This is a genomic window from Streptomyces sp. NRRL S-118, assembly GCF_000716335.1.
Classification (GTDB): domain Bacteria; phylum Actinomycetota; class Actinomycetes; order Streptomycetales; family Streptomycetaceae; genus Streptomyces.
In genome coordinates this window covers 26,008-45,285 of the sequence record NZ_JOBL01000099.1, presented here as the reverse complement: position 1 = coordinate 45,285, position 19,278 = coordinate 26,008, and the positions used below count along the sequence as shown (strand labels likewise).

General features: G+C 74.1%; 16 protein-coding genes. 6 read left to right on the top strand and 10 right to left on the bottom strand.

The genetic code is table 11. From position 1 onward, the window contains the following. Nucleotide 1: 1 nt before the first annotated feature. Nucleotides 2-961: an ABC transporter substrate-binding protein gene (locus IH00_RS0100245; protein WP_031068168.1), complete on the top strand. Its 960-nt coding sequence runs from the start codon at nucleotides 2-4 to the stop codon at nucleotides 959-961. Nucleotides 962-1,263: 302 nt separating this feature from the next. Here IH00_RS0100245 and IH00_RS0100240 read toward each other — a convergent pair whose 3' ends face one another. The 9 genes from IH00_RS0100240 to IH00_RS0100195 form a co-directional block, all read right to left on the bottom strand. Continuing rightward, nucleotides 1,264-1,725, bottom strand: coding sequence for an allene oxide cyclase barrel-like domain-containing protein (locus tag IH00_RS0100240; protein WP_031068166.1), 462 nt, complete (start codon nucleotides 1,723-1,725; stop codon nucleotides 1,264-1,266). A gap of 209 nt (nucleotides 1,726-1,934) precedes the next feature. Beyond that, on the bottom strand, nucleotides 1,935-2,375 hold the full coding sequence (locus IH00_RS0100235) for a YybH family protein (RefSeq protein WP_031068163.1): 441 nt from the start codon (nucleotides 2,373-2,375) through the stop codon (nucleotides 1,935-1,937). 38 nt (nucleotides 2,376-2,413) lie between these two features. Next, nucleotides 2,414-3,022 (bottom strand): NAD(P)H:quinone oxidoreductase, encoded by a 609-nt coding sequence (gene wrbA, locus IH00_RS0100230; protein WP_031068161.1) that lies wholly within the window; start codon nucleotides 3,020-3,022, stop codon nucleotides 2,414-2,416. Between the two features lie 240 nt (nucleotides 3,023-3,262). Then, the gene (locus IH00_RS0100225; RefSeq protein ID WP_031068159.1) at nucleotides 3,263-3,787 is read right to left on the bottom strand and encodes a DUF1203 domain-containing protein; all 525 of its coding nucleotides are present in this window, start codon (nucleotides 3,785-3,787) and stop codon (nucleotides 3,263-3,265) included. A 118-nt stretch (nucleotides 3,788-3,905) separates the two neighbouring features. Then, a complete protein-coding gene (locus IH00_RS0100220; RefSeq protein ID WP_031068156.1) occupies nucleotides 3,906-6,038 on the bottom strand; it encodes a SpoIIE family protein phosphatase in 2,133 nt (710 codons plus the stop codon). A 170-nt stretch (nucleotides 6,039-6,208) separates the two neighbouring features. After that, complete coding sequence (locus IH00_RS36785) at nucleotides 6,209-9,478, bottom strand: SpoIIE family protein phosphatase (protein WP_039945908.1); 3,270 nt, start codon at nucleotides 9,476-9,478, stop codon at nucleotides 6,209-6,211. A gap of 125 nt (nucleotides 9,479-9,603) precedes the next feature. Beyond that, on the bottom strand, nucleotides 9,604-10,146 hold the full coding sequence (locus IH00_RS0100205; RefSeq protein WP_199819663.1) for a DinB family protein: 543 nt from the start codon (nucleotides 10,144-10,146) through the stop codon (nucleotides 9,604-9,606). A gap of 37 nt (nucleotides 10,147-10,183) precedes the next feature. Then, complete coding sequence (locus IH00_RS0100200; RefSeq protein ID WP_031068153.1) at nucleotides 10,184-10,939, bottom strand: isocitrate lyase/PEP mutase family protein; 756 nt, start codon at nucleotides 10,937-10,939, stop codon at nucleotides 10,184-10,186. Between the two features lie 155 nt (nucleotides 10,940-11,094). After that, entirely contained in the window at nucleotides 11,095-11,652 is a 558-nt protein-coding gene (locus IH00_RS0100195; protein ID WP_031068151.1) for a carboxymuconolactone decarboxylase family protein, read from the bottom strand. Nucleotides 11,653-11,699: 47 nt separating this feature from the next. Between IH00_RS0100195 and IH00_RS0100190 the strand changes: the two genes are divergently transcribed. The 3 genes from IH00_RS0100190 to IH00_RS0100180 all read left to right on the top strand — a co-directional run bounded on the left by IH00_RS0100190 (nucleotide 11,700) and on the right by IH00_RS0100180 (nucleotide 14,806). Beyond that, on the top strand, nucleotides 11,700-13,181 hold the full coding sequence (locus IH00_RS0100190; RefSeq protein WP_031068149.1) for a MocR-like pyridoxine biosynthesis transcription factor PdxR: 1,482 nt from the start codon (nucleotides 11,700-11,702) through the stop codon (nucleotides 13,179-13,181). Between the two features lie 133 nt (nucleotides 13,182-13,314). Further along, nucleotides 13,315-13,599, top strand: a complete 285-nt coding sequence (locus IH00_RS0100185) for a hypothetical protein (protein WP_031068147.1) — start codon at nucleotides 13,315-13,317, stop codon at nucleotides 13,597-13,599. A gap of 19 nt (nucleotides 13,600-13,618) precedes the next feature. Further along, nucleotides 13,619-14,806, top strand: coding sequence for a glutathionylspermidine synthase family protein (locus tag IH00_RS0100180; protein ID WP_031068145.1), 1,188 nt, complete (start codon nucleotides 13,619-13,621; stop codon nucleotides 14,804-14,806). Here the strand turns inward: IH00_RS0100180 and rocD are convergent. Then, nucleotides 14,796-16,013, bottom strand: coding sequence for an ornithine--oxo-acid transaminase (gene rocD / locus IH00_RS0100175; RefSeq protein ID WP_031068143.1), 1,218 nt, complete (start codon nucleotides 16,011-16,013; stop codon nucleotides 14,796-14,798). The genes IH00_RS0100180 and rocD overlap by 11 nt on opposite strands. Nucleotides 16,014-16,246: 233 nt before the next feature. Between rocD and glyA the strand changes: the two genes are divergently transcribed. Then, on the top strand, nucleotides 16,247-17,524 hold the full coding sequence (gene glyA / locus IH00_RS0100170) for a serine hydroxymethyltransferase (RefSeq protein ID WP_031068141.1): 1,278 nt from the start codon (nucleotides 16,247-16,249) through the stop codon (nucleotides 17,522-17,524). 708 nt (nucleotides 17,525-18,232) lie between these two features. Next, nucleotides 18,233-19,246 (top strand): tryptophan--tRNA ligase, encoded by a 1,014-nt coding sequence (gene trpS / locus IH00_RS0100160; protein ID WP_031068136.1) that lies wholly within the window; start codon nucleotides 18,233-18,235, stop codon nucleotides 19,244-19,246. Nucleotides 19,247-19,278: the final 32 nt, after the last annotated feature.

Here is a 19,278-nt window from a genome sequence, read left to right as displayed (position 1 = left end):
CATGCGGACCCGCACGACGGTCCGTGCCGCCGGGGCCCTCGCCCTGCTGACCCTCACCGGCTGCGGCGCGGCCGACATGACCGAACAGGCGTCCCCGTACGCCGCCGCCGAGGGCACGAAGACGGTCACCCTGTCCGTCCAGTCCTGGGTGGGCGCCCAGGCCAACGTCGCCGTCGCCCGGTACCTGCTCGAACACGAGCTGGGCTACCGCGTCGACACCGTCCAGATCGACGAGGTCCCCGCGTGGGACGCGCTCAGCCAGGGCCGCGTGGACGCGCTCCTGGAGGACTGGGGGCACCCGGAGGAGGAGCAGCGGTACGTCGAGGAGAAGAAGACGATCGCCCGCGGCGGCGACCTCGGCGTGACGGGCCACATCGGCTGGTTCGTCCCGACCTACTTCGCCGAGGCGCACCCCGACGTCACCGACTGGAAGAACCTCGACAAGTACGCCGACCGGCTCCGCACGGCGGAGAGCGGCAGCAAGGGGCAGCTGCTGGACGGCTCCCCGTCGTACGTCACCAACGACAAGGCGCTGGTGAAGAACCTCGACCTGGACTACCAGGTCGTCTTCGCCGGTTCCGAGGCGGCGCAGATCACCCAGATCAAGCAGTTCGCCAAGGAGAAGAAGCCCTTCCTGACGTACTGGTACAAGCCGCAGTGGCTGTTCGAGAAGGTGCCGATGACGGAGGTGAAGCTGCCCGCGTACAAGGAGGGCTGCGACGCCGACCCGAAGAAGGTCGCCTGCGCCTATCCGCACACGCCACTGCAGAAGTACCTGAACGCCGACTTCGCGGAGAAGGGCGGGAAGGCGGCGGCCTTCCTGAAGAACTTCCGCTGGACGACCGAGGCGCAGAACGACGTGGCGCTGATGATCGCCGAGCAGAAGCTCTCACCGGAGGAGGCCGCCGAGAAGTGGGTGAAGGCCAACGAGCGGGTGTGGCGGGCGTGGCTGCCCCGGTGACACCCCCTGGGAAGAAGCCGGGCTTCTCCGGCGAGTACCACACGAGCAGGTCGTTCGTCCGCCGGTGACGGTCCGGCATCGTCGGGTGCGTCGGGCGGCCGGTGCCCGACCGGTCCGTGGGACGTGGCGATCCGACGGGTGGCCGATGGGGCCGGCCCGGCTTGATCCGCGTTGTCGCGGGGCATCGAGCCGGGCCGTCCGCCGGTGCGAACGCGGCGAGGCGGAGGCGAGGCGCGCCGTGGCGGTCCTCGCCCGCCACGCCTCCGCCCGCCACGCCTCGCGCCCGGCATGACGTCGCGTTCTCAGCGCAGGATTTCGAGCCGCACCCTCTCGTTCGGCGTCGCGATGTCCCAGAAGCGGGCGATGCCCCGCGCGCTTCGATAAGCGCCCGTACCGCCGGTGATGGCCATGTCGAGAGAAGCAGTTCCTTTCGTCCACAGCGACTGCATCGTCAGAGAACCCTGCTCGACCTCCATCGTGATGAGGCACTGCGACGTGATGTCGTCGCCCTTCATATGGATGACCTGACAGGACCCGCCCCCACGTCCGACGCTGTTCCCCTCCTTCAGGGCAGTGCCGGAGTACACGTCCATATCACCCAGGCTCGGCCCCGCAGGGCCGAGATCGGCAGCCGTGTACTGATCGTTTCGGACCTTGAGTTCGAGAACCTCGACACGCCCCTTCTCCGGAGTTCCGGCAGTGGCGCTGTCAACAGCCCAGACCCCGGCGGTGATCGCGGCGAGCGATGCCGCGGCGAACCTCATGAGCACCGCTCGTCCGCGTGCGTTCCATCGTTCCCCCCGAGGCGCGGCAGCGGATCCCGATCCGGTGGTGACCATGGTGAATTCCCCTCACTGTGGATTCCACGTGCGAGTGCTTCGACGTCATGACGCGCAGGACGTCCTGTCCGGGATCGATACCGCTGCACCGTCATGCTCCCGGCGGCATGAGAGGCGGTGTCATCCGCCGGGGGTCAGGCGGGCTGGTCCTTGTCGGACGGGAGCCAGACCGTCATGGTCGCCGGGTCGACCGGGATCGAGACGTGCTCGTGCGTGATCGTCCACCTTCCGTCCGACCGCTGGAGGCAGACACTCTCCCGTACCCATATCGCGGCCTGGAGCCCGCCCTTGCGCTCTCCCGAGTCCAGGTGGAGCATGTGCGCGAACGCGGTGTCGCCGCTGGTCGCGAGGGTGAGGTCGTGCGTCTCCAGGCTGATGGGGCCGACGTATCCGTCGAACCAGCGCAGGAAGTTGCGCCGGATCTCGTCGGTTCCCGTGAACCGCAGCGGGGGGACGACGTCGTAGTAGACGGCGTCGGGGGCGTAGAACGACATGAGCCGGTCGATGTCCTTGGTCTGCTGGGCGTCGGCGCGGCTCGCCAGAAGCGCCCGGATCCCGGACTCGTGCGTGGTCATCGCGTACTCCTTCGGTTGTGGGGTGCTGCGGGACGGGATCAGGCGGCGCGGCCGGCCTTCAGCGCGGCGGCGACCTCCACGACACGGCGGGCCTGGTGGCGGGCTGCCTCCAGGCTCACCTCGCCACGCTCCTTGTCACCGACCACGAGTGAGGTTCCGTAGGGATTGCCCGACGTGAACTGGATCGGGTCGGTGTAGCCGGGGGGCACGATGACGCCGCCCCAGTGGTGGAAGGTGTTGCCGAGCGCCAGGAGGGTCGATTCCTGGCCTCCGTGGGCGCTGTTGGAGGCGGTGAAGGCCGAGTACACCTTGTCCGCGAGCTTGCCCTCGAACCACAGGGGTCCTGTGGTGTCGATGAACTGCCGCAACTGGGCGGCAGGGTTGCCGAAGCGGGTCGGGGTGCCGAACAGCACGGCGTCCGCCCACTCCAGGTCACCGTGCCCGGCCTCGGTGACATCGGCGGTGTCCCGGTGATGCCGGGCCCAGGCCGGATGGGCGTCGATCACCTCGGGCGGGGCCGTCTCGGCCACCTTGCGGAGCCGGACGTACGCGCCGGCCTTCTCGGCGCCCTCGACGGCGGCTCGCGCCAGGGCGTGCACGTTGCCGCTGGTGCTGTAGTAGATGACTGCGACGTTCACGGGCTCCATGCCGGTGTACCTCCGTCTGCTTCCGTCGCGTTCCGTTGTGGGTACGACGAGACGGCCCGGCGGAATGTGAGGCGGGGTGCCGATGCGGCGCGCGGGGGCAGCGGCTCGGGGAGTGCGCGCGGAGGGTGCCGGCGTACAACCGGCAGGCGTCTCCGGCCACTTCCGCCACAGGTCCGGAGAGTGCCCCAGGACAGGTCCTGGGAGTGCCCCAGGCCCCCCCGGGACACTCCCCGGCAGCCTTCAGCGGCGGCGCACCTCGGCCATGAAGCAGCCGAACAGCACGGCCCTGACGTGCACCACCGCCACCGCCGGGTCGGCGAACACCTCGCGCAGCGCGCGGTCCACCTCGGTGGCCCGCTCCCGGGGAACCTCCAGGAGCGTGCCACCGAGGATGTGCCCCCGCGCGTCGTAGGCGCGGAGCACCCGCAGCGGGCCGTGCATCGCGGCCGGGTAGCCGGGGCCCGGGGCCGGTCCGGCGCACTCCTCGGCATGGACGAAGACGGGTCCGCACTCGTCGTACGCTCCCGGGTCGGCCCCCGTCGCGGCCGCCCAGCGGCGCAGCGGCGCGTACGAGACGAGCAGGAGCCGCTCGCCCGCCTCGCTGTGCCGCAGGCAGCAGCGCAGCGGCGCCCCGCCCTCCGCGTCGACGACGGCCTCCCGGGCGACCCCGGCGTCGTCCCGCGCCCGCAACTCCCGCAGGACCGCGGGCTCGATGGCGCGGACTTCGTACCCGGCGCCGGTCGTGGCTGCCGCCGGGCCGTTCATGCTCGGGCTGTTCACGTTCAGGCTGCTCATGCCGTCAGCATCGGCGGCCCGCACCTCCTGGCACCGGCGGCAATCGGACAGCGCGTTCCCGGCCCCGCGGACCCGTCCTCCGCTTCCGTCACATCCCGGTCGCCCGCAGCAGCATCAGCGCGATGTCGTCGGTGCGCTGGTCCGCGGGCCCCGCACGGCCGAGGACCGTGTCCATGAGCCGGTCGAGGTCCTCGTCGCCGGCGTCGGTGAGGCGCGCGGCGAGCTCCGCGATGGCCTCCTCGATGTCCGACCCGGCGGTTTCCACCAGACCGTCGGTGTACAGGGCGAGCAGCGTGCCCGGTGGCAGCGGGACCTCCGTCACGGGGTACGACGCGTCGGGGACGATGCCCAGCGCGGGGCCCGGCGGCACGTCCAGGGCCCGCGCCCGGCCGTCGGAGCCGCGCAGCAGGGGCGGCGGGTGGCCCGCGCTGACCAGCCGCGCCCGGCCCCGGCGCAGGTCGAGGTGGGCGTACAGGCAGGTGGTGAAGAGGCCCGGATCGAGGTCCAGGAGCAGGCGGTTGGTGCGGGCCAGGATCTCGCCGGGCGCCGCGCCCGCCGTCGCGTGCGTGTGGACGGCGGTCCGGACCTGCCCCATCAGCGCGGCCGCCGCGACGCTGTGGCCCTGCACGTCACCGATCACGGCGGCGGCCGTCGTGGCGTCGATCCGCAGCAGGTCGTAGAAGTCGCCGCCGATGTCCATGCCGAGCGTGGCGGGCAGGTAGCGCGCCGCGACCCGCAGGCCGTCGACGGTCGGGAGGCGGTGCGGCAGCAGCGCTTCCTGGAGGCCGTGGGCGAGCTGGTGCTTGGCGTCGTACAGCCGCGCCCGGTCCAGCGCCTGCGCGATGAGACCCGCCAGTGAGGTGAGGACGGCGCGCTCCTCGGCGGGGAAGGCGCGCGGGCGGTCGTACGTGAGGACGCAGATGCCCACCGGGCGGCCGGAGATGACCAGGGGCAGGAACGCCCACGCCTGCTTGCCGCTGACGAGCGGGGCCTCCGGGTAGATCCGCGCCATCTCCTGGGGATGGCTGAAGAAGGACGGCACCCCTGTGGTCAGCGCCTGCCCCGCGGGGGTGAACCGGGTGTTCACCGGCAGCCCGTCGAGGCGTTCGATGACGTGGGCCGGGTAACCGCGCGAACCGGTGATGCGCAGGCGGCCCGACTCGGCGCTGGACAGCACCAGCCCGTGGGCGCCGAAGGCCGGCATGATCTGGTCGGCGACCAGGTCCACCACGTCCTGCACGCCCACGGCCTCGGTGAGCGCGGCCGCCAGGTGCATCATCTGGTAGAGCTGGCCCGCCCGGGTCGGTGCGGTCGGCCGCGGCTCGCCGGTGATGGGGGACCGGTCGTCCTGGGCGCGCGCCGGCCCGGCGTTCGAGGGGGTGATGCGGACGCTGATGCCGCTCGCGTCGGGGTAGAGCCGGAAGTCCAGCCACCGGTCGGGCGGCCGACAGGCGGTGAACGCAACCGGCTGGCGGCTGATGACCGCCGCGCGGTAGCGGTCCTCGTACACCGGGTCGTCGAGCCAGGGCAGCGCCTGCCAGGGCAGCAGGCCCAGCAGCGCGTCGGCGCCGCGGCCGAGGAGGCCGGCGCCCCGCGAGCTGACGAAGGTGATGCGGCCCTCCAGGTCCAGCGCGCAGCACCCCTCCGGCAGCCGCTCGGCGAAGTCAGCGGCTGCGAGGGCGGGTTGCGGCGTGCTCGGCACGCGGACGGCGGGGCCGGGCAGCACGCGCGGCTCGTCCGGCGCCGTCACCGGGTGGCCCCCGCGCGCCGCGTCGTCCAGCACCCGGCCCAGCCGCCGGCTGCTGGACATGATGTTGCCGCGCTCGCGCCGGGTGGCCCGCGGCGGATGGCTGCCGGGCCACATCAGCAGCAGGGAGCCCCAGCGGCGCTCGCCGTCGACCGGTACGGCGGCCAGCGCGATCCGGTAGGGCAGCGCCACCGCGGAGCGCGGATAGGCCCGGGCCATCTCCGCCTGGTCGCCGACCCAGACCAGCCGGTTGCCGCGCACGGCGTCGGTCACGGGCGCGGGGGAGGCCAGCGGGATCCGCGACCACGGCGTGACGAGGTCGGCGGGCACCCCGCCCACCACGACGAGACGGAGGAGCTGGTGCTCCCGGTCCAGCAGGTAGAAGGCACCGATGGACGCCCCGGTGCGGCGCATCGTCTCACCGAGCGCCGCGTCCAGGGCGGCGTCCTGCGACGGTGGGTCAACGCCGGTCACCGTCGGACTCCCCGCGCGGTCCGGCGGCCCCGGCACCGGTTCCCCGGGCCGTGCTCCTGCGTCGCCTCACGCCCACACCTCACCCATACAGGGACGTTACGCCCGCGCGGCGGCGGTCGCATGCCGGCGGGCGGTGCGCCGCGGGGCACCCCGCGCGGACGCCGGCCGGCTCAGCCCAGGTCGTCGAACATGTCCAGCAGCGCATCCTCGTCCGCCTCCGGCGTGCGGCGCCCGGCGTGCGCCACCTGCTCCGCCCACACGGTCTTGCCCTGCTGCATGTAGCGGGCGCCCCAGGTCCTGGTGAACTGCGCGACCAGGAACAGGCCGCGCCCGCCCTCCTCGGTCGTGGCGGCGCGCCGGATGCGGGGCGAGGAGTTGCTGTGGTCGGACACCTCGCAGATCAGCGATCCGTTCCGCAGCAGCCGCAGCGACACCGGGCCCCGGCCGCCGTAGCGCACGGCGTTGGTGACCAGCTCGCTGACCACCAGCCCGGTGGTGAACTCCAGGTGCTCCAGGTCCCACTCCTCCAGCTGCCGCCGCACCAGCGACCTCGCCGTGGCGACGACGGACGGTTCGGCGGGGAGCTCCCAGGCCGCGACGCGGTCCCCGGGCAGCGCGTGCACGCGGGCCAGCAGCAGGGCCACGTCGTCCCGCGGGCCGTCCGGGAGCAGGGTGCCGGTGATCCGGTCGCAGATCGGCTCCAGCGGCGCGGCGGCGTCCCCGCGCCCGGCCGGCGAGCCGTCACGGCGTCCGGCCGGTGAACCGTCCCCGCACGCGCCGAGCGCGGCCATCAGCTGATCCAGCCGCGTGTCGGAGATCCCGTAGCCGCGGTCCTCCTTCAGCAGGCCGTCGGTGTAGAGCGCGAGCAGGCTGCCCGGCTCCAGCTCCACGGTGGCCGATTCGTACGGCTGCAGGCCGCCGAGACCCAGCGGTGGTCCGGCGGGCAGGTCGATCAGCCGCGCCGTGCCTTCCGGGGCCACCACCGCGGGCGGCGGGTGCCCGGCGCGCGCGGCCGTGCAGCAGCCGGAAACCGGGTCGTACACCGCGTACAGGCAGGTCGCCGCCGTGGCCGGGTCCACGTCCATGTCGTCGGGCGGGACGCCGGGCGCGGTGGCGTCCGGGGGAGTGCCGGGCAGGGTGTCACCGGTGACCTCGGGCGCCCGGCCGACCAGGTCGTCCAGGTGGGCGAGAACCTCCTCCGGCAGCAGGTCCAGGCCGGCCAGGGTGCGCACCGCGGTCCGCAGCCGGCCCATGGTGGCGGCCGCCTGGAGACCGTGCCCGGCCACGTCCCCGACGACCAGTGCCACCCGCAGGCCCGACAGCGGGATCGCGTCGAACCAGTCCCCGCCCACCCCGACCCCGGCGCCCTCGCCGGCGGGCAGGTAGCGGGAGGCCAGGTCCACCCCGGTCAGCCGGGGCAGCTCCCGCGGCAGGAGGCTGCGCTGGAGGGTGAGGGAGGCGTTGCGTTCGCGGCCGAAGCGGCGGGCGTTCTCCACGCTCATCGCGGCACGGGCCGCGAGCTCGGCCGCGAGGGTGAGGTCGTCCTCCTCGTACGGCCGGTCCTCGCCGCGGCGGTAGAACCCCGCCAGCCCGAGGACGGCGCCCCGGGCGCAGAGCGGTGCGGCCAGATACGCGTGCACGCCCTCGCCCAGCAGCCCGACCGGGTGGGCGCCGCCCGCGGAGTGCGCCGGTGCGAGGGCCGCGGTCGCGACGGAGTCCGCGACGGGACGTCCGGTGGCGAGGCAGCGGGCCTGGGGCGTGCCGGGCGGGTAGCTCACGGGCTCGCCGGGGCCGCGGGCGGAGGAGGCGGGGGAGTCCCCGGCGGGTTCGGTGGTGGCTCCGGCTCCGGCCCCGGTTCCGGCCCCGGCGGACCCGGCGGATTCGGTGGGTCCGATCGTTCCGTGGGCGGTCGTGGCCGTGGCCGTGGGCGCGGTCGTGGTTCCGGTTCTGGCGGTTCCGGTTCCGGCGGTGGCGGTCCGGCGCAGTGTCGTGCCGGGGGCCGGCGGGCCCGGCGGCGGCTCCTCCCCCGCGAGCACCCCCTCGACCAGGTCCACCACGACCAGGTCGGCGAAGCGCGGTACCGCGATCGCGGCCAGCTCCTCGGCCGTGCGCCGCATGTCCAGCGTGGTGCCGATGCGCACGCCGGCCTCGTTCAGGAGGGACAGCCGCGCGCGGGCCTCGGCGGCCAGACGGCCCACGCCCGGTTCGCCCACCAGCAGGAGCCAGGCGTCCGGGCGGCTGCCCGGCTCGCCCGGACCGGTCGCGGGGGTCGCCGCGGCCTCGGTCTCCGGCCGCTCCGTGAGGGGCGGGACCGGGGCGTTCGTCGTCGCGGGGACCGGAGGGCCGGGGGGCTCCTCCCGCGGCGGCCCGGCGGGCCCGGGCGGATGCAGCAGCGGCACCTGGCGCCCGTCGGGTGCGGTCGCCGTGGCGGCGGAACCGGCGGCCGCGCTGCCCGGTGCGGCGTGGGACGCACCGGACGCGGCGGCGCCGGACGCGGCGGCGCCGGACGCCGCGGTACCGGGCGCGGCCGTCCCCACCGGGGCGGAGTGCCGCACGTCCGGGAAGGTGACCTCGACCGCCGCGCCCTCCGCGTCGCCGTGGCGCAGCTGCCTGCGGCGCAGGGCGGCCACCCGGCCCCCCGCCAGGGTGACCTCGGCGAACGCCTCCTCCGTCGAGGAGATCAGCTGGACGGCGGCCTCCAGCAGCGCCCGCCGCTCCTGGCGGGCCAGCGGGGGAGCGGCCGCGCCGGGGCCGGCGAGCTCGCCGGAGTGCAGGTCGATCCGGGCGTGCGCGCCGCGGTCGCGGTCCTGGAGGAAGGAGTGCACCAGACTGCGCTCCCTGGCCGTGCTGAGCTCCAGCAGGCGGTCCGCGATCCGCTCGGTGGCGTCCTGGAGCAGCAGGGCCATGCCCGGCTCGGCCAGCTCCTCGGGGACGGAGAGGTTGACCGCGCCCTGCACGGTGCCGCCCACGGGATCGCGTACCGGAGCGGCCATGCAGGTCAGGGCCTTGAGGTTGTGCAGGAAGTGCTCGTGGCCGACGACCACGAAGGGCGCCCGGGTGCTCAGCACCATGCTGACGCTGCTGGTGCCCATGAACCGCTCGTCGACGTTGGCGCCCGGCACCAGCGAGGCGGCGTCCATCAGCTCAAGACCCATCGTGTCGCCGCGCCGGTCAACGATGTTCGCCCGGGAGTCGGCCAGCGTCACGGTGACGGGCAGGCCGGCGAACCGGCGCCACAGCCGCTCCAGGACGGGCGCGGCGGCCCTGAGCAACCGCGAGTCCGGGTCCAGATCGCTCTCGACGGGGAGCGGCGCGGGTCCCTCGCTGTCGATGCCGAGGGACTGCGAACGCTCCCAGGAGGCGAGGATCTCCGCACGCACCCCGGCAGCGGGCGGCTGTCCACCCCGTTCGGCCCCGGTGCGTACCGGATAGATGTCCACAGAAACAGGGTAATCGGACAAATGGTGCATTCACGTGTCCGGCTCCCCGCCCCGGCCTCCGCTGCCCGCCCGGCCCTCCCCGCCTCCCGGCCTCCGGTGGCGCCTTCGGTTGCAGGGCGGTGGCCCTACGCGCCGACCGTGCCGTCGATGCCCTCGCGGAGGAAGTCGGCGTGGCCGTTGTGGCGGGCGTACTCGTGGATCAGGTGCAGCATCACGTGGCGCAGCGAGACGTCGATGTCCCAGCGGGCATTGTGTCCGGTGACGTCGAGGGAGGCGGCCTCCCGCTCGATGCGGCGGGAGTGCTCGACCTCCGCCTCCCAGGCGGCGAACGCCTCCGAACGCGTCGAGTCCGCCGCGTCGTACGCCGTCTGGTAGTCCCCGTCCGGCGACCAGACGAGGGGCAGGTCCTCCTCGCCGTCGATCGTGCGCCGGAACCACGCCCGTTCGACCTCGGCCATGTGGCGGACCAGGCCGAGGAGGGAGAGCTCCGACGGCGGCATGGACCGGCGGCGCAGGTCCTCGTCGGTCAGGCCGTCGCACTTCATCGCGAGGGTCGCGCGGTGGTAGTCCAGGAAGGCGCGCAGCATGGTGCGTTCGTCACCGACCAATGGCGGGCCGATGCGTTCGGTGGGCACGGCGAGCTCCCTTCGGGGGCGGGGACACGGCATCCCAGGATGGAACACGCGCGTGTCGCCTGCCCAGCGGTTATCGGGACTCCGGGCCCGGTCCGCGCAGCTCGCCCGCGACGGTCCGCAGCTCCGCCAGGGTGCGGTGCAGCAGCCCCGGGCCGAAGGTGACGCGGGTCGCGCCGAGGCGGCCGAGTTCCGCCACGTCCGGCGCCCCGGGCGGCGACACCGCGTTGACCGGAGCGGCGATCACGGCGCGCAGCGGCGGAAGGTGCTCCGGCGGGATGCCGATCGGGTAGACGCAGTCGGCGCCCGCCTCGACGTACCGGCGGCAGCGGTCGATCACCTCGGACACGTCCGTGACCCCGTGCAGGTACGAGTCCACGCGGGCGTTGACGAACAGCGCGCCGCCCGCTTCCGCCCGTACCTCCGCGAGCCGGTCGGCGTGGTGCCGGGGGTCCCTGAGCGCACCCGCCTCGGTGTCCTCCAGGTTCACGCCCACGGCGCCGGTCTCCAGGACGCGCGCCACCAGCTCCTTCGCGGGCAGTCCGTAGCCGCTCTCCACATCCGCCGAGACCGGCACGGACACGGACCGGACGATCCGGGCGACGGCGGCGAACATCTCGGCCGGGGGCGTCGCGCCGTCCTCGTACCCGAGCGAGGCCGAGACCCCCGCGCTCGGCGTCGCCAGGGCCGGGAAGCCGGCCGCCTCGAAGGCCCGGGCGCTCGCCGCGTCCCATGGTCCCGGCAGGACGAGGGGGTCGCCGGGCGCGCGGCCGTGGTGCAGGGCACGGAAGGCGGCGACGGGGGACGGGGGGCGTGGTGGCGGCGTCATGCGGGGCCTCACGGGCGATCGACGGGTCTCGGGCGTGGACAGGTTCCCGGGCGGCGGCTTCCCGGGGCGGCGGAGTTCCCGGGCGGCGGCTTCCCGGGGCGGCGGATCCGGGACGGCGGGCGGGCCGACCCCCCGGGATCGGCGGAAGCCGGCTCTCAGTGCTTGAACTGGCCGGGCGTGTAGTGGCCCGGGGCCAGGCGGGTGGTCACGCCGAAGCGGTTCCAGGCGTTGATGACCGTGATCGCGGCCAGCAGCTGGGCCAGTTCGGCCTCCTCGAAGTGCCGCGCCGCCTTCTCGTACACCTCGTCGGGTACGAAACCGTCCGTCAGCACCGTCACGGCCTCGGTCAGTTCGAGCGCCGCCAGCTCCTTCTCGGTGTAGAAGTGCCGCGACTCCTCCCACGCGCCGAGCTGGACGATCCGCTCCACCGACTCGCCGGCCGCCAGCGCGTCCTTGGTGTGCATGTCCAGGCAGAAGGCGCAGTGGTTGATCTGCGAGGCGCGGATCTTGACCAGTTCGAGCAGGACCGGGTCCAGGCCCTTCCGGGCCGCCGCGTCCAGTTTGACCATGGCCTTGTAGACCTCGGGGGCGTGCGTCGCCCAGGCGAGCCGCGGCGGTTGCTCCGGTGCGTACCGCGGGTGGGCGGGGGACTGCTTCTGCGGGGCCGTGTCCGGGGCCGTGTCCGGGGCCGTGGTGGTGGCGTTCGTCGTCATGACGTCGACCGTACGGGGCGGGTGGCGCAGGGGTATGGTCCATTTCCATGACGGATTCGTGGGCCACTTCCGGCACGGACCTGCATCTGGAGATCCGCGGCCCCCGGCTGCGCGCCGGTCTCATGGAGGCGCTGCGCGAGGCCGTGCGCACGGGGCGGCTCGCCCCCGGCGCACGGCTGCCCTCGTCCCGTTCGCTCGCCGCCGACCTGGGCATCGCGCGCAACACCGTCGCCGATGCGTACGCGGAGCTCGTCGCCGAGGGCTGGCTGACGGCCCGCCAGGGCTCCGGCACGCGCGTCGCCCGCCGGGCGGTGCCGCGCAGGCCGCCCGCACCGCCCGGGGTGCCCCCGGCCCGCGCCGCCGCCCCGGCCCGCGTCGGCTCCGCGGCCCGCGGCGCGAGCCCCGCCCGCGCGGGCGCCGCCCTCCCGGCCGCGCGCCCGCGGCGGCCCGTCACCCCCACGCACAGCCTGCACCCCGGCACCCCCGATCTCGGTTCGTTCCCCCGCGGCGAGTGGCTCAAGGCGGCCCGCCGGGCGCTGACGGCCGCCCCGCACGAGGCGTTCGGGTACGGCGACCCGCGCGGCCGCGTCGAACTGCGCACGGTCCTCGCCGACTACCTCGCCCGGGCGCGCGGCGTCCACGCCGACCCCGGCCGGATCGTGGTCTGCTCCGGCTTCGTGCACGGGCTGATGCTGCTGGGCAAGGTGCTGCGGGCCCGCCGCGTCCGGGACGTCGCCGTCGAGTCGTACGGCCTCGACGTCCACTGGAACCTGCTCCTCGAAGCGGGGCTGCGCACCCCCGCGCTGCCCCTGGACGACCAGGGCACCCGCACCGCCGCGCTCGACCGTGAAGGCGCCGTGCTGATCACGCCCGCCCACCAGTTCCCGCTGGGCGGCGCGCTGCCTCCCGAGCGGCGCGCCGCCGCCGTCGACTGGGCGCGGCGCACGGGCGGACTGATCCTGGAGGACGACTACGACGGCGAGTTCCGCTACGACCGGCAGCCGGTGGGGGCGCTGCAGGGCCTCGACCCGGACCGCGTGGTCCACCTCGGGACGGCGAGCAAGTCCCTCACCCCCGGTCTGCGCCTGGCGTGGATGGTGCTGCCCGAGTCCCTGGTGGGGGAGGTACTGGCCGCCAAGGGCGACACCGACTGGGTCTCCAGCGCCCTGGACCAGCTCACGCTCGCCGAGTTCATCGCCTCGGGGGCGTACGACCGTCACGTCCGCGGCATGCGGCTGCGGTACCGCAGACGGCGCGACCAGCTCGTGGCGGCGCTCGCCGAGCGGGCCCCGCACATCCGGGTCAGCGGCATCGCCGCCGGGCTGCACGCCGTGCTCGAACTCCCGCCCGGCACCGAGCAGTCGGTCATCCAGGCCGCCGCCTGGCAGGGCCTCGCCCTCCAGGGCCTGGACCGCTTCCGCCACCCGGACGCCGCGCGCGGGCACGACGGGCTCGTCGTCGGCTACGGGACGCCGACCGACAGCGCCTGGGCGGGCGCGCTGGACGCCCTGTGCCGCGTCCTTCCATAGTGGCCCGAAGGGGCGCAAAGCGGCAGTGGCGGGGGCGGGTTGGCGGACCGGCCTCACCACCGGCCCGGGCGGCCCTTTAGTCTGTGCGGTCCGTGGTCCGCGAGGGACCGGGAGAGCGACGGAAGGTGGGCGGATGCGCAGGCTGAGGTCGAGCACGGTCGTGCTCGGCGGCATGGGGGTGCTCGCGGCGACGATCACGTCCTGCGGCTCGGAGCCGGACAAGCGCTGCGTCGACCCGGTCACGCGCGACAAGCTCCCCAGCTACGAGTGCGACAGCGGCAGCGGGAGCAGCGGCACCGCCCGCGGCCAGTACTACTACGGCGGCAGCGTCAGCGACGGCAAGGTCTCCGGCGGCAGCTTCGACAAGTCGGCCGTCGAGCGCGGCGGCTTCGGCTGCTCCGGCTCCGGCGGCGGCTGAGCCGGGCGGCGGAACGGCCATGAAGCGTCACACCATCGAGCCGCGCCCCGGATGGCAGCGGACCGTGGAGGAGCAGGGGCTCGTCTACCCCCTCACCCGGTACCCCGACGGCTCCTTGCGCCCCTACTGGGACGAGAGCGCCTACTACGTCTTCTCGCTGCCCGAGGTGGAGGCGCTGGAGGAGGTCGTCGAGGAACTGCACGCCATGTGCCTCGCGGCGGCCGCCCACATCGTGGAACGGGACCGGTTCGCCGACCTCGGCATCACCGACCCCCGCCTCGCCGGACTGGTGGCCGAGTCGTGGCGCCGCCGCGCCGAACTGCCCTCCGTCTACGGGCGCTTCGACCTGCGCTACGACGGTACGGGCCCGGCCAGGATGCTGGAGTACAACGCCGACACGCCCACCTCCCTGGTGGAGGCCGCCAGCCCGCAGTGGTTCTGGATGGAGGAACGGTTCCCCGGTGCCGACCAGTGGAACTCCCTCCACGAGCGGCTCGTCGCCGCGTGGGAGCGGCAGGCCGCGCTCCTGCCGCCGGGCCCGGTGCACTTCGTCCACTCCGACGGCGACGAGCTCGGCGAGGACCTGATGACCGTCGCCTACCTGCGGGAGACCGCGGAGCAGGCCGGACTCGCCACCGAGGCGCTGTCGGTCGAGCAGATCGGCTGGGACCGGCTCTCCGGCCGCTTCGTCGACGACCGGCTGCGCTTCATCCGCAGCTGCTTCAAGCTCTACCCGTGGGAGTGGCTGACCACGGACCCCTTCGCCCCGCACGTCCTGGACACCCTCGACAACGGCGGCGGCACCGGCACCACCTGCTGGATCGAGCCCGCCTGGAAGATGCTCCTGTCCAACAAGGCACTCCTGGCGATCCTGTGGGAGCTGTACCCCGGCCACCCGAACCTGCTGCCGGCCTATCTGGACGGGCCGCGCGAGCTGGCCGCCCCCTCCGGCCCCGGCTGGGTCGCCAAGCCGCTCCTCGGCCGGGAGGGCGCCGGGGTCACCCTCCACGAGCCGGGCGCGGACCCCGCGCCGCGCGAGGAACGCTGCTGCTACCAGGAGCTGGCCCCGCTGCCCGACTTCGACGGCAACCGCGTCGTGCTCGGCGCGTGGGTCGTCGAGGGCGAGGCGGCGGGGCTCGGCATCCGCGAGTCCTCGGGGCCGGTCACGGACGAGTACGCCCGCTTCCTGCCCCACGTCATCCTCTGACGCGGTCCCCCAGCACGGCGCGCAGCTGCTCCAGCCCCCAGTCCAGGTCCTCCTTGCCGATCACCAGCGGAGGGGCGATCCGGATCGTCGACCCGTGGGTGTCCTTCACCAGGACCCCGCGCTCCATCAGCCGCTCCGAGATCTGCCGGCCGGTGCCCAGGGCCGGCACGATGTCGACGCCCGCCCACAGGCCGCGCCCGCGGACCGCCTCCACCGCGCCGCCGCCGGCCAGCAGCCCCAGCTCGTGGTGGAGGTGGTCGCCCAGCTCGGCCGCCCGCTGCTGGTACTCGCCGGTGCGCAGCATCGCGATCACCTCCAGCGCCACCGCGCAGGCCAGCGGGTTCCCGCCGAACGTCGAGCCGTGCTCACCCGGCCGGTACACCCCGAGGACCGCCTCGCTCGACACCACCGCCGACACCGGGACCACACCGCCGCCCAGCGCCTTGCCGAGCACGTACATGTCCGGCACCACGCCCTCGTGCTCGCACGCGAACGTCCGCCCGGTGCGGCCCAGGCCCGACTGGATCTCGTCCGCGACGAACAGCACGTTCCGCTCCCGGGTCAGCTCCCGGACCCGGGCGAGGTAGCCCGGTGGCGGCACCAGCACCCCGGCCTCGCCCTGGATCGGCTCCAGCAGCACGGCCACGGTGTTCTCCGTCATCGCCTCCTCGAGGGCGGCCGCGTCCCCGTACGGCACGATCTCGAAGCCCGGCGTGTACGGCCCGTAGTCGGCGCGCGCCTCCGGGTCGGTCGAGAAGCTGACGATCGTGGTCGTCCGGCCGTGGAAGTTGTCCGCCGCCACGACGATCTTCGCCATGCCGTCCGGGACGCCCTTGACGCGGTAGCCCCACTTGCGGGCGGTCTTCACGGCGGTCTCCACCGCCTCCGCGCCCGTGTTCATCGGCAGCACCATCTCCATGCCGCACAGGTCGGCCAGCTGCGCGCAGAAGTCCGCGAACCGGTCGTGGTAGAAGGCGCGGGAGGTCAGCGTCACCCGCTCCAGCTGGGCCTTGGCGGCCTCGATCAGCCGCCGGTTGCCGTGCCCGAAATTGAGCGCGGAGTATCCGGCGAGCATGTCGAGGTAGCGGCGCCCCTCGACATCCGTCATCCACGCGCCCTCCGCGGTGGCGACGACGACGGGCAACGGGTGGTAGTTGTGCGCACTGCGCGCTTCCGCGGAAGCGATCGCCTCTTGCGTTCTCGACACGGGGTCTCCGTTCGTCCTGCGGCCGTGGGCCGGGGGTGCACCCGTATCTATCGTCGCTCGCCATGCGGACGGGGAAACCTTCGATCGACCCGACCGTTAAGGTGGCCCTACGCACGGCGACTGGCGTACGGGGAAGCGACCCCGGGGGAGCCGTGCGCGGCAGACCGCGCGAGGTGCCGCCCGCCTGGGGACCTCGTCGATCGTGACTGCTGCCGGCCCCCCTGGAGGACGCCATGACCGACCTTTCCCTTCCCCAGCACCACCCGGCCCTCTCCGCGGCCGATCCCGAACTCGCCGCGCTCGTCGGTGCCGAGGAGCGGCTGCAGGCCGAGACCCTGCGCCTGATCCCCAGCGAGAACTACGTCTCCGGCGCCGTGCTGGAAGCCTCCGGCACCGTCCTGCAGAACAAGTACAGCGAGGGCTACGCCGGGCGCCGCTACTACGAGGGCCAGCAGAACATCGACCGGGTCGAGCTGCTCGCCACCGGCCGGGCCAGGGCCCTGTTCGGCGCCGACCACGCCAATGTGCAGCCGTACTCCGGTTCCCCGGCGAACCTCGCCGTCTACCTGGCCTTCGCCGAGCCCGGTGACACCGTGATGGGCATGGCCCTCCCGATGGGCGGTCACCTCACCCACGGCTGGGGCGTCTCCGCCACCGGCACGTGGTTCCGCGGCGTCCAGTACGGCGTACGCCAGGACACGGGCCTCATCGACTTCGACCAGGTCCGCGACCTCGCCCTCAGGGAGCGGCCGAAGATCATCTTCTGTGGTGGCACCGCCCTGCCGCGGACCATCGACTTCGCCGCCTTCGCGGAGATCGCCCGGGAGGCCGGCTCCGTGCTGGTCGCCGACATCGCGCACATCGCGGGGCTCGTCGCCGGCGGCGCCCACCCCTCACCCGTACCGCACGTGGACGTGGTCTCCACGACCACGCACAAGACGCTGCGCGGGCCGCGGGGCGCGATGCTGATGTCGCGCGAGGAGCACGCCAAGGCCATCGACAAGGCGGTCTTCCCGGGCCTCCAGGGCGGTCCCCACAACCAGACGACGGCCGCCATCGCCGTCGCCCTCCACGAGGCCGCCCAGCCGGCCTTCCGCGACTACGCCCACGCGGTCGTCGCCAACGCCAGGGCCCTCGCCGCCGAGCTGCTCGCCCGCGGCTTCGACCTCGTGTCCGGCGGGACGGACAACCACCTGATCCTGATGGACCTCACCCCGAAGGACGTCCCGGGCAAGGTCGCCGCGAAGGCCCTCGACCGGGCCGGGATCGTCGTCAACTACAACACCGTCCCGTACGACCCGCGCAAGCCCTTCGACCCCTCCGGCATCCGCATCGGCACCCCCTCCCTGACCTCGCGCGGCCTCGGCACGGACCACATGGCGGCCGTCGCCGAGTGGATCGACCGGGGCGTCACCGCGGCGCGCACGGGCGACGAGGACACCCTGGCCAAGATCCGCGCCGAGGTCGCCGACCTGATGGCCGCCCACCCGGCCCCCGGCCTCCCGGTCTAGCCACCCCGGCGGCGGGCTCCCGGGCGGGGCCCCCGGCCTCCCGGTCTAGCCACCCCGGCGGCGGGCTCCCGGGCGGGGCCCCCGGCCTCCCGGTCTAGCCACCCCGGCGGCGGGCTCCCGGGCGGGGCCCCCGGCCTCCCGGTCTAGCCACCCCGGCGGCGGGCTCCCGGGCGGGGCCCGGCGGCCTCCCGGTCCAGCCGCACCCATGCCGGGACTCCCGTGCCGGCCTCCCCGGCGAGGCCCGGCACGGGGACTTCGGGCGCAGGGTGAGGGCGCCGGTACCGGCGCCCGCCGGCTCGCTGCGCGCGCTGCTCCACCGCGACGGCCGCCCCGCCGCGACGGCCGGCCCTTCCGGGCCGGCCGACTCCGGAATCAGCGGCTCCCGCCTCCCGGCCGCGGCCCGCTGCCGGACCGCCGAACGCACTGTGTTCCTCGTCTCATCGAGCACGATCCGCGGCAGCCACGGCAGGAACGCCCCCCCGTCCCGGAACCGCCCCGGCGGGCGGTACGCCCCGAAGGGGGCCTGCCGCACCCCGTCCTCCGCCTCCGCACCCGCCCGGACGGCCCCGCGGCCGCCCGCGGCGCGACCGGCCCGGAAGGCGCGGACCAGCTCCGCGTACGGCCTCCGCATCCCCGGCGCGTCCCGCGGTTCCCCCCTCCGCCGGACGCGTTCCCGAGCTGTCGGCCGCACCTGAGAGAATGAGGAACATGGCCTTTGATCGTCCTCGTGTGCTCTCCGGAATCCAGCCCACCGCAGGCTCGTTCCACCTCGGCAACTACCTCGGTGCGGTCCGTCAGTGGGTGGCGCTCCAGGAGACCCACGACGCCTTCTACATGGTCGTCGACCTGCACGCGATCACCGTCCCGCAGGACCCGGCCGAGCTGCGCGCCAACACCCGGCTCGCCGCCGCCCAGCTCCTCGCGGCGGGCCTCGATCCCGAGCGCTGCACGCTCTTCGTCCAGAGCCACGTCCCCGAGCACGCCCAGCTCGGCTGGGTCATGAACTGCCTGACCGGCTTCGGCGAGGCGAGCCGCATGACGCAGTTCAAGGACAAGGCCGCCAAGCAGGGCGCCGACCGCGCCACCGTCGGCCTGTTCACGTACCCGATCCTCCAGGTCGCCGACATCCTGCTCTACCAGGCGCACGAGGTGCCGGTCGGCGAGGACCAGCGCCAGCACATCGAGCTCACCCGGGACCTCGCCGAGCGGTTCAACGCCCGCTTCGGTGAGACGTTCACCGTCCCGGCGCCGTACATCCTGAAGGAAACGGCGAAGATCTACGACCTGCAGGACCCGACGGTGAAGATGAGCAAGTCGGCGTCCACGCCGAAGGGCCTGATCAACCTGTTGGACGAACCGAAGACCACCGCGAAGAAGGTCAAGAGCGCGGTCACGGACACCGACACCGTGATCCGCTTCGACCTGGAGAACAAGCCGGGCGTCAGCAATCTGCTGACGATCATGTCGACCCTCACGGGCACCTCCGTCCCCGACCTGGAGCGGGCCTACGAGGGCAAGATGTACGGGGCGCTGAAGACGGACCTCGCCGAGGTGATGGTGGACTTCGTCACCCCGTTCCGGACCCGCACCCAGGAATACTTGGACGACCCCGAGACGCTGGACTCGATCCTGGCCAAGGGCGCTGAGAAGGCGCGCACCGTCGCCGGCGAGACACTCGCGCGGACGTACGAGAAGGTGGGCTTCCTGCCCGCCAAGCACTGAGTCCGGACCACTCTGGTCATGGGGCGGGTGCA